General features: G+C 74.3%; 7 protein-coding genes and 5 pseudogenes. 4 read left to right on the top strand and 8 right to left on the bottom strand.

What is annotated here, in order from left to right:
• Positions 1-325: pseudogene (locus JNW89_RS10935) on the bottom strand (adenylyl-sulfate kinase); the annotation flags it as partial.
• 97 nt (positions 326-422) lie between these two features.
• A pseudogene (locus JNW89_RS10930) lies at positions 423-1,000 on the bottom strand (DM13 domain-containing protein).
• Between the two features lie 178 nt (positions 1,001-1,178).
• Here JNW89_RS10930 and JNW89_RS10925 point away from each other — a divergent pair.
• From JNW89_RS10925 to JNW89_RS10910, 4 genes are read left to right on the top strand one after another with little or no spacing between them, the layout of a single operon-like run.
• A complete protein-coding gene (locus JNW89_RS10925; RefSeq protein ID WP_238448799.1) occupies positions 1,179-2,093 on the top strand; it encodes an ABC transporter ATP-binding protein in 915 nt (304 codons plus the stop codon).
• Entirely contained in the window at positions 2,086-2,967 is an 882-nt protein-coding gene (locus JNW89_RS10920) for an ABC transporter permease (RefSeq protein WP_238448798.1), read from the top strand. Before JNW89_RS10925 ends, JNW89_RS10920 begins: the two co-directional genes overlap by 8 nt.
• The gene (locus tag JNW89_RS10915) at positions 2,964-3,923 is read left to right on the top strand and encodes an ABC transporter ATP-binding protein (protein WP_238448797.1); all 960 of its coding nucleotides are present in this window, start codon (positions 2,964-2,966) and stop codon (positions 3,921-3,923) included. The genes JNW89_RS10920 and JNW89_RS10915 overlap by 4 nt, the downstream gene beginning before the upstream one ends.
• Positions 3,923-4,633: an ABC transporter permease subunit gene (locus JNW89_RS10910; protein ID WP_238448796.1), complete on the top strand. Its 711-nt coding sequence runs from the start codon at positions 3,923-3,925 to the stop codon at positions 4,631-4,633. The genes JNW89_RS10915 and JNW89_RS10910 overlap by 1 nt, the downstream gene beginning before the upstream one ends.
• Positions 4,634-4,726: 93 nt before the next feature.
• Here the strand turns inward: JNW89_RS10910 and valS are convergent, their stop codons facing one another.
• From valS to JNW89_RS10880, 6 genes and pseudogenes are all read right to left on the bottom strand, one after another.
• Positions 4,727-7,291 carry a valine--tRNA ligase gene (valS, locus tag JNW89_RS10905; RefSeq protein ID WP_238448795.1) on the bottom strand — a complete coding sequence of 855 codons (2,565 nt, stop codon included), beginning with the start codon at positions 7,289-7,291 and terminating at the stop codon, positions 4,727-4,729.
• Between the two features lie 55 nt (positions 7,292-7,346).
• On the bottom strand, positions 7,347-8,888 hold the full coding sequence (locus JNW89_RS38050) for a trypsin-like serine protease (protein ID WP_238448794.1): 1,542 nt from the start codon (positions 8,886-8,888) through the stop codon (positions 7,347-7,349).
• 194 nt (positions 8,889-9,082) lie between these two features.
• Positions 9,083-10,957 carry an ABC transporter ATP-binding protein gene (locus JNW89_RS10895; protein ID WP_238448793.1) on the bottom strand — a complete coding sequence of 625 codons (1,875 nt, stop codon included), beginning with the start codon at positions 10,955-10,957 and terminating at the stop codon, positions 9,083-9,085.
• Positions 10,954-12,758 (bottom strand): annotated as a pseudogene (locus JNW89_RS10890) (ABC transporter ATP-binding protein). Before JNW89_RS10890 ends, JNW89_RS10895 begins: the two are co-directional and overlap by 4 nt.
• A 37-nt stretch (positions 12,759-12,795) precedes the next feature.
• Positions 12,796-13,304: pseudogene (locus tag JNW89_RS10885) on the bottom strand (methylated-DNA--[protein]-cysteine S-methyltransferase).
• Positions 13,301-14,811, bottom strand: a pseudogene (locus tag JNW89_RS10880) (DNA-3-methyladenine glycosylase 2 family protein). The pseudogenes JNW89_RS10885 and JNW89_RS10880 overlap by 4 nt, the downstream one beginning before the upstream one ends.
• Between the last annotated feature and the right edge of the window lie 224 nt (positions 14,812-15,035).

Raw genomic sequence — 15,035 nt, 5'->3', positions numbered from 1 at the left:
GCCCAGACGTCGGCGACCTCCAGCGCGCCACCGGTGCGCCCTCGCCGTCGCTGAGCACCAGCGTGCGGCGTCCCGGGTCGGCCGGGTCCAGCACAGCGGCCAGCGTCGCCGGCACCTGGAGGGTCACCGGCACCGGCCATGGCGTGCCGTCGGCGAGCCGGCCGCGACGCTGCAGCGAGGCCAGGTCGGCGCGGGTCATGAAGCCGGTCAGCGGCGCGTACGCCCCGGTCAGCAACAGCTCCAGATCGGCCAGCTCACCCGGGCGCGGCGTGTACGCCGGCGCGTCCCGAAGCACCTCGTCGGGCAGCACCCACCCGTTGCTCATCCGTACCCCTCACTCGCCGACCGGCACACAGTTTCGCAGCCGACCGGCGATCGGTCGAGAGCGCCACTCCACTGCGGCCCGGGCGGTTGGGAACGGCTCAACCGGTCGGGGTGAGCGGGGCGGCCCCGAACGAGACCGCGAACCGCTTGCACCAGATGGACACGCTGGTCAGCCCGGTCAGGTCGGTGCCCGGCGGGATGTCGTACGCCTGGTCGCCACGGTTGCCCTTGAGCCGGCCCAGCTCGACCCACCGGCCGTCGTCGAAGACGTCCCAGCCGGCGCGGCCGGCGCGTACCGGCTGATCGGTCAGCCAGACCCGCAGGTCGGGGCCGTTGGAGGTAGCCAGGCCCACCAGTTCCAGCCGGTGCCGCCCGTCGCCGACGCGGACGACCCGGGCGGTGCCCGAGGTGTCGTGCTCGTGGGTGACGAACTCTCCCCGGCTGAGCAGCGTCGGCCGGGCCGGGGTCGGCGTCGGCCCGGCCGTCCCGCGCCCCCCGTGGGCGCGGGACCGACCGACGGCGTGGCGGCCACGTCCACGTCGGACAGCCGCTCGGCGACCCGGGTGTCGGTGACCGCCTTCCAGGGCTGGAACCACCAGAGCCCGACGGCCGCCCCGGCGGTGAGCAGGACGACGACGGTCCAGGTCAGCGGCGTACGCAGCAGGCGGGTGAGCACGTCGCCCAGTCTGCCGGGCCCGGCCGCCCCGGTCATCGCGCCGCCGGGTTACGAAACCCTTACCGAGGGCTCGGGCCGGGGCACGGAATCCGACCGGTGTCCCCCGGACGGGTTCTCAGGGGCGACCCCGGGCGATTCCTGATACCCGCACGGGCGTCGGCTTCCTACGCTGACGGGCGTGACACTCATAGCGACCGAGTCGCTGACCAAGACGTACGGGGGTCGGGTCACCGCGTTGGCCGACCTGACCGTCGCGGTGGAGCCCGGGATCATCGGCCTGGTGGGCGCGAACGGCGCCGGCAAGTCGACCCTGATCAAGATCCTGCTGGGCCTGCTCGCCCCGACCGGCGGCCGGGTCTCCGTCCTCGGCCTCGACCCGACCACCGACCCGGCGGCCGTACGGGCCCGGGTGGGTTACATGCCCGAGCACGACGCGCTGCCGCCCGACCTCACCGCCGCCGAGTTGGTCACCCACCTCGGCCGGATCAGCGGCCTGCCCCGGACGACGGCCCGCGAGCGGGCGTCCGAGGCGCTGCGGCACGTCGGCCTCTACGAGGAGCGCTACCGGCCGGTCGGCGGCTACTCGACCGGCATGAAGCAGCGGGTCAAGCTGGCCCAGGCCCTGGTGCACGACCCGGATCTGCTGCTGCTCGACGAGCCGACCAACGGCCTCGACCCGGCCGGCCGGGACGACATGCTCGCACTGGTGCACCGGATCGGCACCGAGTTCGGCATCTCCGTGCTGGTCTGCTCGCACCTGCTCGGCGAGGTGGAGCGGATCTGCGACACGCTGGTCGCCATCGACGGCGGGCGGCTGCTGCGGGCCGGCCCGATCGCCGCCATGACCTCCGCCACCGACGTGCTCGCCGTCGAGGTCAGCGAGGGTACGGACGAACTGGCCACCCGGCTCGCCGCGCTCGACCTGCCGGTCAGCCGGGACGGGCGGATGCTGCTCGTCCCGCTCGCCGACGAGGCCACCTACGACCTGATCCTCGGCGCGGTCGCCGAGCTGGACCTGCCGCTGCACCGGCTCGACCAGCGGCGGCACCGGGTGGCCGAACTCTTCGCCACGAGGGAGCCCAGCCATGTCTGAGCCGACCGGCGTCATCCACGACATCGGCTACCAGCGCTACACCGGCCCCCGCCTCGGCCGCCGGCACGTCTTCGGCGCGCTCTACCTGCACGGCCTGCGGGCTGCCTTCGGGCTGGGTCGCAGCGCCAAGGCCAAGATTTTCCCCTGGCTGGTGGTCGGCATCGTCACCCTGGTGGCCGCCGGCGCCACCGCGGTCCGCAGCCAGATCGGCGAGGTGGTGATGACGTACGCCCAGTTCGCCGACTCGATGAGCTGGCTGGTCATCTTCTTCGCCGCGGTGGCCGCGCCGGAGTTGGTCTCCCGCGACCTGCGCAGCGGCGTGCTGCCGCTGTACTTCTCCCGGCCGCTGCCGCGCGGCGACTACGCCCTGGCCAAGCTGCTGGCCCTGGTCAGCGCGCTCTGGCTGCTGCTCGGCGGGCCGCAGCTGGTGATGTTCCTCGGCGCGGCGTTCACCACCGGCGACGGGATGCGCGGCGTCTGGAACGAGCTGCTCGACCTGCTGCCGGGGCTGCTCTACGCCGGCCTCTGGGCGGTCGTCTTCGCCTCGGTCGGCCTGCTGGTCGCCTCGCTCACCGGCAAGCGGGCGTTCGCCGCCGGCGGGATCGTGGCGGTCTTCCTGATGACCACCCCGATCGTCGGCACCCTGTCCATCCTGCCCTCCCACACCGTCAACCAGCTGGCCGGACTCGGCTCGCCGTCGACGATCGTGCAGGGGGTCGGCATCTGGTCGCTGGGCGACCTGCTGGTCTCCGAGGACCAGGGCGGACCGGACATCGGCGGCTTCGGCCCGGTCTACGCCCTCGCCGCCGTGCTGCTGGTCGCCGGCTGCGTCGCCCTGCTGCTGCTGCGATACCGGAAGGTGGCCGCCCGATGACCACGATCAGCGCCGATCCCACGGCGAGCGTCCCGACCACCGCCACCAGCACCCTCGACCTGGCCGGGGTGTCCCGCTGGTACGGCAACGTGGTGGCGGTCAACGACATCACCATGCGGCTGGGCCCCGGGGTCACCGGCCTGCTCGGCCCGAACGGCGCCGGCAAGACGACCCTGCTGCACATGATGGCCGGCTTCCTCGCCCCGTCCCGGGGCGCGGTGACCCTGGACGGCGAGCCGACCTGGCGCCACCCGGAGGTCTACCGCCGGCTCGGGCTGGTCAGCGAGCGGGAGGCGGTGCACACCTTCCTCACCGCGTACGAGTTCGTGCTGGCCAGCGCGAAGCTGCACCGGCTGCCCGATCCGGCGGCGGCAGCCCGACGGGCGATCGCCCTGGTCGAGCTGGAGGGCGCCCAGGACCGGCGGATCGGGACGTACTCCAAGGGCATGCGGCAGCGCGCCCGGGTCGCCGCGGCGCTGGTGCACGACCCGCAGGTGCTGCTGCTCGACGAGCCGTTCAACGGGATGGACCCGCGCCAACGGCTGCACATGATGGGGCTGCTGCACTCCCTCGGTGACGCGGGCCGGACGATCCTGTTCAGTTCGCACATCCTGGAGGAGGTCGAGCAGGTCTCCGGCACCGTGCAGGTGATGGTGGCCGGCCGGCTCGCCGCCTCCGGGGACTTCCGGACCATCCGCCGGCTGATGACCAACCGGCCGCACTTGTTCACCGTCCGCTCCACCGACGACCGGGCGTTGGCGGTCGCGCTGATGGCCGAGCCCTCGGTCACCGGCGTCGAGCTGGACCGCACCGGCCTGACCGTCAAGGCCGGCGACTACGGCGCCTTCACCCGGGCGCTGCCGAAGATCGCGCTGGCCCACGGCGTCCGGGTCCGGCAGTTGCTGCCCGAGGACGAGTCCCTGGAGAGCGTCTTCTCCTACCTGGTGGAGGCCTGATGTCGACCGTTTCCTGGATCACCGCGCGCGGGCTGTTCGGCCGGCGTCGCTTCCTGATCCTGCTGCCGTTGCCGCTCCTGCTGCTCGGGCTGGCGCTGCTCTGCCGGTCGCTCGGGGTCGAGCCGGGTGACTGGGGGCCGCCGGTGCTGGTCGGCCTCGGCCTGGCCGTGGTGCTGCCGGTGGTCGCCCTGATCGTGGGCACCGGCGTGCTGGGCGCCGAGATCGACGACGGCACCGTCGTGCACATCCTCACCAAGCCGCTGCCGCGCTGGCAGATCGTGCTGCCGAAGCTGGCGGTGGCCACCGTGGTCAGCGCGACCACCGTCGCCATGCCGCTCTTCGTCGCGGGCGTGCTCGCCGATTCGGTACGCCTCGGGCTGGCCCTCGCCGCCGCCTCGGCGCTCGGCGCGCTGGCGTACTCGGCGCTGTTCCTGGCGCTGAGCCTGCTCACCCGGCGGCCGGTCCTGCTCGGGCTGGTCTACGTGCTGATCTGGGAGGGGTTGCTGGGCAACTTCGTCCGCGGCACGAAGGTGCTCTCGATCCAGCAGTGGGTGATCGCCATGGCCGACCGGATGGCCCCCACCGACCTGCTGTCGACCACCGTCTCCGTCCCCGTCGCGGCGGTGCTGACCGGCGTGGTGGCGGTGGGCTTCACCATCCTGGCGATCGACCGCCTCCGCTCCTTCAGCATGGCCGGCGAAACCAGCTGACCCACCCGGGGGATGCGTTTTCAGAGAAAGAGTGGCCATTCAGCGCGCTGAGGCCACTCTTTCTCTGAAACTGCGTGCGTCTGGGGGTGGGGGTCAGAAGGCGGCGGCGATGACGAGTTCGGGGGTGCGGTCGGGGAGCAGGTCGAGTTTGGCGATGCGGCCGGCGGCGCGGAGGTCGTCGGCGATCAGGGTGAGCTGCTCCAGCAGGGCGGCGGGGCCGAGCGCCTCGGCCAGCGGCACCTCCGCCTTCATCGACAGCTTCCGTTCCGACTTGGCCCGGCGCACCTGGCCGAGCGCGTCCCCGGCCAGCCGCAGCAGGTGCGGGTCGGCGGGGCCCTCGATCGCCCGCCCCACCTCGTAGGTGGTCGGCCAGGTGGCCCGGTGCACCGAGCCGTACCGCCACCAGGACCAGACCTCCTCGGCCACGTACGGCAGGACCGGGGCGAAGAGCCGCAACTGCACCGACAACGCGGTGGCCAGCGCCGCCCGGGCCGACTCGGCACCCGGCCCGGAGCCGTAGGCGCGCTCCTTCACCAGCTCGATGTAGTCGTCGCAGAACCGCCAGAAGAACGCCTCGGTGACCTGGAGCGCTGCCGTGTGGTCGTACGCGTCGAAGGCGGACGTCGCGGCGGCGACCACGCCGGAGAGTTCGGCGAGCATGGCGGTGTCCAGCGGCGCGGTCGCCGGGGCGCGCAACGCGTCCGCGGCGCCCAGCCCCAGGGCGAACCGGGAGGCGTTGAGCAGCTTGGTGGCGAGCCGCCGGCCCACCTTGATCTGCGCCGGGTCGAAGGCCAGGTCCATGCCGGGCTTGCCGTTGGCCGCCCAGTACCGCACCGCGTCGGAGCCGTGCTGCTCCAGCAGCGCCATCGGAGTGACCACGTTCCCCTTGGACTTGGACATCTTCTTCCGGTCCGGGTCGAGGATCCAGCCGGAGAGCACCGCGTCCCGCCAGGGCAGCACGCCGTGCTCCAGGTGGGCACGGACCACGCTGGAGAAGAGCCAGGTCCGGATGATCTCCTGCCCCTGCGGGCGCAGGTCCATCGGGAAGACCCGGCTGAACAGGTCCGGGTCGGTCTCCCACCCGCCGACGATCTGCGGGGTGAGCGAGGAGGTCGCCCAGGTGTCCAGCACGTCCGGCTCGCCGATGAAGCCACCCGGCAGCCCGCGCTGCGACTCCTCGAAACCGGGCGCCGGATCGCTGGACGGATCGACCGGCAGCATCGCCTCGTCCGGCGTGAGAGGGTGGGACCAGTCCGGCTCGCCAACGTCGTCGAGCCGGTACCACACCGGCACCGGCACCCCGAAGAAGCGCTGCCGACTGACCAGCCAGTCACCGGTCAGCCCGCCCACCCAGTGGTCGTACCGGTGCTTCATGTGCTCCGGCACCCAGCGCAGCTCGCCGCCCCGGGCCAGCAACTGGTCCCGCAGGCCGGCGTCCCGCCCGCCGTTGCGCAGGTACCACTGGCGGGTCGAGACGATCTCCAGTGGCCGGTCGCCGCGCTCGTAGAACTTCACTGGGTGGGTGATCGCCCGCGGCTCGCCGACCAGGTCACCGGCGTCGGCCAGCAGCTGCACCATGGTCCGCCGGGCTCCGTTGACGGTCTGCCCGGCCAGGGCGGCGTACGGCTCGGCCGGCACCCCGTGCGGCGGCTCCGGCAGCAGCCGGCCGTCCCGGCCGATCACCACCCGGGTGTCCAGCTGCAGTTCCCGCCACCAGGTCACGTCGGTCAGGTCGCCGAAGGTGCAGACCATCGCGATGCCGGTGCCCTTGGCCGGGTCCGCCACCGGGTGCGCGTGCACCGGCACCTCGACGGCGAAGACCGGGCTCCGCACCGAGTGGCCCACCAGGTCCGCGTACCGCTCGTCGTCGGGGTGGCAGACCAGCGCCACGCAGGCCGGCAGCAGCTCCGGCCGGGTGGTGTCGATCAGCACCTCGCGCCCGCCCGGCCCGGTGAACCGCAGCCGGTGGTACGCCCCGGGCCGCTCCCGGTCCTCCAGTTCCGCCTGAGCCACCGCGGTGGCGAAGCCGACGTCCCAAAGCGTCGGCGCCTCCGCCTGGTACGCCTCGCCCCGGGCCAGGTTGCGCAGGAACGCCCGCTGGCTCGTCGCCCGCGCCACCCGCCCGATCGTCGTGTACGTCAGCGACCAGTCCACCGACAGCCCGAGCCGCCGCCACAGCGCCTCGAAGACCTGCTCGTCGGCGGCGGTCAGCCGCTCGCACAGCGCCACGAAGTTGCGCCGGTCGACCGGGGTCGGGTCCTTCCGCCGCTCCTCGCTCACCGGCGTCGCCGGTGGCTGCCAGTGCGGGTCGTACGGCAGCGACGGGTCGCAGCGCACCCCGTAGACGTTCTGCACCCGCCGTTCGGTGGGCAGGCCGTTGTCGTCCCAGCCCATCGGGTAGAAGACCGTCCGGCCGCGCATCCGCTGGAAGCGGGCCACCATGTCGGTGTGCGTGTACGAGAAGACGTGCCCCATGTGCAGCTCGCCCGATACGGTCGGCGGCGGGGTGTCGATCGCGTACACGTCCGACCGCTCCTTCGAACGGTCGAACGCGTACGTGCCCTCCTCCTGCCAGTGCCGCGCCCAGGTCTCCTCGAGCCCGTCCAGGGTGGGACGCTCGGGGACGCCGGTGCGGGCCGTCCTCGCCGTATCAGTCATCCGTCGATCGTAGGCAGCCCACGTCGGCCTGCCCACGGCTTATCGCCGGTGTCGCCTAACGGTTCGAGGAGCCGATCGGGTTGAGCAGCGGGCCGCGGGTGGCGAGCTGGATGCCGAGGCCGGTGTTGGCGTTCACCCGGTCCAGGATGGTGGAGACCGGCATGTAGAAGTTCTGCTCGTTCGGGTTCGTGCAGGCGCCGCTGCCCGGGTCGCCGTCGTTCAGGATGCCGAGCGCCCGGCCGTCGGACTCGGTGAAGAGCGGGCCGCCGCTGTCACCGGGGCGGGCGCAGACCCGCACGCCGATGCGACCGTTGGTCTTGCCGGTGACCGTGCCGCAGCGGGTGCCGGGGACGTAGCCGTCGCCCGCCCCCGAGTCGACGTACACCTCGCCCGCCTTGGGCGTGTACGCCGAGCCGGTCGCGCAGACCACCCAACCGACCTGCACCGCGCTGTAGGCGGTGTATCCGGTGATCTTCACGTCGTGGCTGCCCTTGGTGGCGCAGGCCGGGTTGTCCGTCACGCACCAGTAGTTGACCAGGCTGGCCTGGTCGCCGCCGCTCCGCCGCGGGTACGCCCACCGGTCGATCGCGCCGTCCTGGTACGGGATCACCGCGTAGTCGTACGCGTCGGTATTCTCGGCCAGCACCGGGGCGGTCGACTCCACGCCGACCGGCACCTTCGGTCCGAGGAACTGGTGCCAGGTCCGGTCCACGAGCTGGTGTCGCCCGCCGACCACGCAGTGCCCGGCGGTCAGCAGGTAGTACCGCCCGGACCGTGCCCGCAGGTTGAAGGCGCTGGTGCAGCCGCCGACCGTGCCGTCGTCCCGGGGCACGTCCAGCCGGATGCCGCCACGCATCGGTGCCTGGGCGCAGTAGCGCGGGTCGCACGACTTCTCCACCGCGGCCGGTAGCTGCCGCGTCCGCGCCGGCACCCCGGCGGCCTCGATCGCGCCGGCCAGCCGGGCGTCGTCCGCCGCGACCGCGCCGCCGGTGAGGACCAGCACCTCGTTGGCCTGCTCGTCGACCACCACGTCTGTGCCGGCGGTCGCGCCGAGGGCACCGGCCACGCGGGCCGCCGCGTCGGTGAGCTCGCGCAGCGAGTGGCGGACCGGGACGACCGTGACGTGGGCGGCGTCCGGTACCCCGGCGACCGCCTTGGTGACCGGGGCCGGATCGGTGGCCGCGATGGTCAGTACGCCGCCGCCGGCCTGGTCCAGCCACATGCCGGCGTACTCGGCGGGGTACCTCGTGGCGAGGGTGGCTGCGAGCGGCGCGGAAAGCTCCTGGAGAGCGACCCGGCGGGCCGCCTCGTCCTGGGTGATCCGGTAGCGGTCGCTCAGGTAGGCCACCGAGGCCGGCGCGTCCTTCGCCACCTCGGTGGCGGGCCGCCCGACGGCCGTGACCGGTCGGGTGTCCACCGTGGAGCGCCCCGCGGCGGCTCGGCTGCCGATGCCGCTGTCCGCGCTGGGCGGCGTGTCCGCCGGGGCGGCACCGGCCGTCGCCGACAGGCCGCCGGCCGCCGAGACGGCGGTCGGTGTGGCACCGGCGTCGCCCTCCCTGGTCAGCGCGACCGTCGTCGCGCCCACCGTGCTGATCACCAATGCCGCCGCGACAACCACTCGTCGTCGGATCCGCACGCCGCAACCTCCCCGTGTGTTCGGCTGTGCCTGACCGGTCCCACCGGACGTCGCCCTCGGGCGATCTCCGGGCCGATCGACGCACGGCAGTCTAGCCGGGCGACGGGCCCCCGGGTTGCCCGCGTCGTCGCGCCGACGCCCCGGGGACCGGCGGTTCAGACCAGCGAGTCGCGCCACTGCCGGTGCAGGGCGGCGTACCGGCCACCGGCGGCGGCGAGCCGCGCCGGCGGTCCGTCCTCCACCACCCGCCCCCCGTCGAGGACCAGCACCCGGTCGGCGGTCTCGACCGTGGAGAGCCGGTGCGCGATCACCAGCGCGGTGCGGTCGCGCAGCACGGTGGCGAGCGCCCGCTGCACCAGCCGCTCGGTGGGCACGTCCAGCGACGAGGTCGCCTCGTCGAGGATCAACACCCGCGGGTCGGCCAGGAACGCCCGGGCGAACGCGACGAGCTGCCGCTGCCCGGCGGAGAGCCGGCCGCCGCGCCGGTGCACCTCGGTGGCGTACCCGTCGGGAAGCGCGGCGATGAAGTCGTGCGCGCCGATCGCCCGCGCGGCGGCCTGCACCGCCGCGTCGTCGGCGCCGGGACGGCCGAACCGGATGTTCTCCGCCACCGTGCCGCTGAACAGGTGGTTCTCCTGGGTCACCAGCACCACCGCGCGGCGCAGTTCCGGGTCGGCCAGGTCGCGCAGGTCGATCCCGTCCAGCTCGACGCTGCCGCCGTCCGGGTCGTGGAAGCGGGCCAGCAGCTTGGCGACGGTGGACTTGCCCGCCCCGGTCGGCCCGATCAGCGCGACCGTCTGCCCGGCCGGCACCCGCAGGTCCAGCCCGACCAGGATCGGCGTGCCCGGCCGGTAGCCGAAGGAGACCGACCGGAACGCCACCGCCCCGCGTCCCGGCCCGGTGGGCAGCGGCACCGGCTGCGCCGGTTCGGGTACGCCGGGCCGCTCGTCGAGCACCCCGGCCAGCTTCTCCAGCGCCGCCGTCGCCGACTGCAACGAGTTGTAGAACTGGCTCAGCTCCTGCATCGGCTCGAAGAAGCGGCGCAGGTAGAGCAGGAAGGCGGCGAGCACCCCCACCTCCGTCGCGCCGCCGAGCACCCGCCAGCCGCCGTACCCGAGCACCACCGCGACGGTGACGTTGCCGATCACCTTGATCCCCGGCGAGTACGTGGCGATCAGCCGGAACGCCCGCAGGTTGGCCCGCCGGTACCCGTCGTTGACCGCCCCGAAGATCTGCTGGTTGCGCGGTTCCCGGCGGTACGCCTGCACGGCGCGGATCCCCCGCAGCGACTCCACGAAGTGCACGATGACCAGCGCCACCGCCTCCCGGCTGCGCCGGTACGCGTCGGCCGACGCCCGGGCGAACCAGCGGGACAGCAGGTAGAGGAACGGGAAGGCGAGCAGGGTGACCGCGGCCAGCGGCAGGTCCAGCCAGAGCAGGATGGCGGCCACGGAGAGCACCGACAGCGCGGCGGTCACCAGGCTGTCGATACCGCCGTCGACCAGCTCGGCGATGGATTCCAGGTCGCTGGTCAGCCGGGACACCATCCGGCCGGAGGTGTAGCGCTCGTGGAAGCCGACGGAGAGGCGCAGGAAGTGCCCGTACACCCGCCGGCGCAGCGCCAGCAGAACGGCCTGGCCGATCCGCGCGGAGAGGGTGAGGAAGCCGCGCCGGGCCGCGTACTCGGTCACGGCCGCGACCACGAAGGCGCCGGCGACGGCGGCCAGCGGGCGCGCGTCGCCGGCCCGCAGCGGCGCGATGGCCCGGTCGATGCCGAGCATGACCAGGTACGGCCCGGACATGGCGGCCGCGTTCTGCGCCAGCAGCAGGCCCACCGCCAGGCCCAGCCGGCCCCGATGCGGGCGCAGCAGGTCACCCAGCAGTACCCGGGTGCGGGCGCGCAGCCGGGCCACCGCCTCGGGTGCGGTGTCCTCGGCGCGGCTGCGGTCGGCGTCCGGATCGGTTGCCAGCCCCCGCCAGCGGGACTCCTCGGGTGGCTCGGCCCGCTGCCGGGGAAGCCGGAGTGTCACGAGGGCACCAGACCGGGCGCGGAGTTCGGCTCGGCGGAGAGCACCGCCCGGTACGCCGGCACGGTGGCGAGCAGCTCGGAGTGCCGCCCCACCGCGGCGATCCGACCCCCGTCGAGCAGCGCCACCCGGTCGGCCAGCGCGACGGTCGACGGGCGGTGCACCACCAGCAGCGCGGTGGTGTCCCGCAGCACCCGCCTCAGCGCCGCCTCGACCAGCGCCTCGGTGTGCACGTCCAGGGCGGAGAGCGGGTCGTCCAGCACGAGCAGCGCGGGCCGGCCGAGCACCGCCCGGGCCAGCGCGAGCCGTTGCCGCTGCCCGCCGGAGAGCGACAGGCCCTGCTCGCCGACCCGGGTCGCCAGCCCCCACGGCAGGTCGTACGCGAAGTCGGCCTGGGCCAGCGCCAGCGCGGCCCGGACCTCCTCCTCGTCGGCGTCGGGGCGGCCCAGGGTGAGGTTCTCCCAGACCGACATGGAGAACAGCGTCGGCTCCTCGAAGGCCACCCCGACCAGCCGGCGCAGCGAGGCCAGCCGCAGGTCACGCAGGTCGTGCCCGTCCAGGGTGATCCGCCCGCCGGTCACCTCGTGCAGCCGGGGCACCAGGGAGAGCAGGGTGCTCTTGCCGCTGCCGGTCGCGCCCACCAGCGCCAGCGTCTCGCCCGGCTCCACGGTCAGCTCGATCTCCCGCAGCACCGGCTCGGGGGCACCGGGATAGCGGAACGAGACGCCCTCGAAGCGCAGCCGTCCCCGCACCGCCGCCGGGGCGAGCGCGACCGCGTCCGGCGCGTCCACGATGGACGGCGGAGTGTCCAGTACCTCCTGGATCCGGTCGGCCGCGGTCGCCGCCTCCTGCGCGTTGGCGATGATCCAGCCCAGCGATTGCACCGGCCAGATCAGCATCAGTTGCAGGCTGACGAAGGCGACCAGCTCGCCGATGGTGAGGGTGCCCCGGGCGGCGAGCGCCGCCCCGCAGACCAGCACCACGCCGAGGGTCAGGTTGGGCACCAGGTCGAACAGCGCGGAGGTACGGGCCAGCAGCCGGGCCTTGTCGATGCCGGTGTCGTGCAGCGCCCGGGCCCGCGCGCCGAACCGGGCGGTCAGCTCCGGCCCCCGCCCGTACGCCTTCATGGTGCGCAGGCCCTGCGCGGTCTCCTCGACCAGGGTTGCCACGTCGCCCTGCTGGTCCTGCATCCGGCGGGAGGCGGCGTGGTAGTGCCGGGCGAACCGGCGGCTGATCAGGAACAGCGGCACCGCGCTGGCCGCCACCAGCAGGCCCAGCGGGCCGTGCAGCCGGATCAGCAGGGTCACCACCGCGAGGTAGGTGACCAGGTTGAGCACCAGGAAGAGCAGGCCGAAGGAGAGGAACCGGCGGATCACCGACAGGTCGCTGGTGATCCGGGAGAGCAGCTGGCCGGACTGCCACCGGTCATGGAAGCCGGGCGGGAGTCGTTGCAGGTGGGCGTAGATGTCGGCGCGGATCGCCGACTCCATGCCCACCGAGGAGGAGGACTGGGTCCACCGCCGGATGAAGATCAGCACGCCTCGGCGAGCCCGAGCAGCAGGGCCAGGCCGCCGAGGCGGAGCAGTCCGTCGGCGTCGTGCCGGGCGATCGGGCCGTCCACCACCCGCTGCACCACCAGCGGCACCGCCAGGCTGGCCGCGGTGGCGGCCAGCGCCGCGAGCAGCAGCCAGCAGTACTCGCCCGCGTACGGGCGCAGGTAGGGGCCCAGTCGCCGGAGGTTGTGCAGCGGGCGCGGCCGGGCGTCCACCCGGTGGGTCGGGTCGCCGTCGCGCTGCGCGGGCACTACCCGACGGTAGCGTCAGATGACGGCCGCGCCGGTGTCAGCTTGCCGTCAGCCGCTGTTCGTGTCCGAGCAGCCATTCCTTGACGTCCAGCCCCCAGCGGTAGCCGCCGAGGGTCCCGTCGGTGCGCAGCACCCGGTGGCAGGGGACGAAGAGGGCGGCGGCGTTGCGGGCGCAGGCGGCGGCCGCCGCCCGTACGGCGGCCGGCCGGCCGCCAGCCCGGCGAATCCGGTGTACGTCACCGGTTCGCCCGGCTTCACCTCGCGCAGCACCTCCCAGGCGTGGGTCATGAACGCCCCGCCGCTGTGCTGCCGCACCGGCACCCCGTCGATGGCGGTCAGGTCGCCGTCCAGGTAGGACCGGACGGCGACGGTGACGGGGCCGAGGTCGGCGCGGTGCCGCAGTGCCCCGCGCAGGCTCGGGTGCACCAGCGGGAGCAGGTTCTCCGGGGCCGGGGTGAAGCCGGCCGCCCGGACGGCCCCGTCCGGGCCGGCCAGGATGCTCAGCGGGCCGGCGGGGGTGTCGATGACGGTGCTGTCGATGCTCATGCTGCTCTCCAGAGTCGGATCACCGCGTACGAGCGCCAGGGGCGCCAGCGTTCGGCGTGGGTGTCGAGGGTCTTCGGGTCGGTGGGCAGGCCGAGGGCGGCGGCGCCCCGGCGTACCGCCAGGTCGGTGGGGAGCAGGACGTCCGGGTCGCCGAGGGCGCGCATGGCCACGTAGCCGGCGGTCCACGGTCCGATGCCCGGCACGGCGGTCAGTCGCCGCACCACCTCCTCCCGGTCCCCGCCCGGGTCGAGGTCGATCTCGCCGGAGGCGACGGCCCGGGCCAGCGCCCGCACCGTCTCCCGCCGCCCCGCCGGCATCCCGAACGCCGAGTCCGGCAGTTCCGCGACCTCCTCGGCCCCGGGGAACGCCCGCAGTGCGCCCCCCGCGCCCCGCCCGGTGATCATGAAATTGTTGTGGCGACACGCCGTCGTCGGGGACCACAACTTCATGATCACGGAAGGTGGGCGGGGTGGGGGCGGCCTGGAGGAGGCGGGTGAGGGTGGTGCGGGCGGAGCGGACGGAGACCTGCTGGCCGACCACGGCGCGCAGGGCCGCCTCGAAGCCGTCCACCCGCGCGGGGCAGGCGGATGCCGGGCTCGGCCGCCACCGCGGCGGCCAGGGCCGGGTCGGCGGCCAGGGTCTCGTCGATCGGCCTGCGGGTCCGCGTCGAGGTCGAGCAGCCGGCGGCAGCGGGCCACCGCGGGGGCCAGGTCGCGCATGTCGGCCAGGCGCAGGGTCGCCGAGACGTGACCGGCCGCCGGGTTCAGCGCCACCTCCGCGGCGCCGTGCGGCAGTCGCAACCCCCGGTGGTACGTCCCGTCGCGTACCTCCTCCACGCCCGGCAGCGCGCGGACCGCGAGGAAGTCCAGCAGCGCGGCGGCGTGCAGCGGTGGCCGGTACGCCAGGCGCAGCGTGATCGTCCCCGCGCCGCCCGCCACCGGCCGGCCGCCCCGCGCCACCCGCAGCTCCGACGGGGCGGTGCCGAAGACCTCGCGGACCGTGTCGTTGAACTGCCGGACGCTGCCGAACCCGGCCGCGAAGGCGATCTCCGCCATGCCCAGCCCGGTCGTCTCGATGAGGGTGCGGGCGGTCTGCGCCCGCTGGGCCCGGGCCAGCGCCAGCGGGCCCGCGCCCAGCTCGGCGCGGAGCATCCGGTGCAGGTGCCGCTCGGTGTAGCCGAGCCGGTGGCCAGCCCCGGTACGCCGTCCCGGTCGACCACCCCGTCGGCGATCAGCCGGACGGCCCGACCCACCACGTCGGCCCGGACGTCCCACTGGGGCGAGCCGGGCGCCGCGTCCGGGCGGCAGCGGCGGCAGGCGCGCAGCCCGGCGCCCTGCGCGGCGGCGGCCGACGGGAAGAACCGGACGTTCTGCCGCTTCGGCGTCATCGCCGGGCAGGACGGCCGGCAGTAAATCCCGGTCGACGTCACGCCGGTGTAGAACCAGCCGTCGAAGCGCTGGTCACGGCTGTCCACGGCCCGGTAGCACCGTTCGAAGTCCAACTCCACGCCACCGATGATGCCCGCTGGTCAGGCCGATGGCTCGCGGGAATCGGACCTGGGCGTGGCGACGCCCGACACCCCCGGCCGAGAGTCGGCCGAGGGCGCCTGGCGCATCGCGTTCGCGCCCCCCGGCGCAGTTCGCCCGGGAGCGCACTCGCGGGTTCAGCGCGGGGACGGGGTGGGGCCCGGCGTCCGGGTGCCGATCGGGCTCGGCACCCCCGGCGGCCGGG

This window comes from Micromonospora sp. 4G55 (genome assembly GCF_016803375.1).
Note: the sequence above shows the minus strand (reverse complement) of the source record. Positions and strands in the feature narration are given on the sequence as shown.

What these genes read in the sequence shown, in the direction of transcription:
- JNW89_RS10920 (WP_238448798.1), top strand. Translation starts at nt 2,086, where the DNA reads ATGTCTGAGCCGACCGGCGTCATCCACGACATCGGCTACCAGCGCTAC.
- JNW89_RS10915 (WP_238448797.1), top strand. Translation starts at nt 2,964, where the DNA reads ATGACCACGATCAGCGCCGATCCCACGGCGAGCGTCCCGACCACCGCC.
- JNW89_RS10910 (WP_238448796.1), top strand. Translation starts at nt 3,923, where the DNA reads ATGTCGACCGTTTCCTGGATCACCGCGCGCGGGCTGTTCGGCCGGCGT.
- valS (WP_238448795.1), bottom strand. Translation starts at nt 7,291, where the DNA reads ATGACTGATACGGCGAGGACGGCCCGCACCGGCGTCCCCGAGCGTCCC.